Below are 264 nucleotides of genomic sequence, written 5' to 3'. Positions count from 1 at the left end.
CACCCACCTTCACCACACCACGCTCGATACGGCCGGTTACCACAGTACCGCGACCCGAGATGGAGAACACGTCTTCCACAGGCATCAGGAATGCGCCGTCGACAGCACGCTCAGGCTGGGGAATGTAGGTGTCCAGTGCTTCGGCCAGTTGCAGAATGGCTTGCTTGCCCAGGGGGCCTTCGTCGCCATCCAGCGCCAGCTTGGCGGAACCCTTGATGATGGGGGTGTCGTCGCCCGGGAAGTCGTACTTGGACAGCAGCTCGC

At 62.5% G+C, this 264-nt stretch carries 1 pseudogene; it reads right to left on the bottom strand.

Annotation, left to right across the window (positions count from 1 at the left end):
* Window positions 1-264: pseudogene (gene tuf / locus VRY85_RS14905) on the bottom strand (elongation factor Tu); the annotation flags it as partial.

Origin of the sequence: Achromobacter sp. F4_2707, assembly GCF_047501535.1 — a bacterium.
Lineage (GTDB): Bacteria > Pseudomonadota > Gammaproteobacteria > Burkholderiales > Burkholderiaceae_B > Yanghanlia.
The sequence above is the reverse complement of the archived record's forward strand: the minus strand, read 5'-3'. Positions and strand labels throughout refer to the sequence as shown.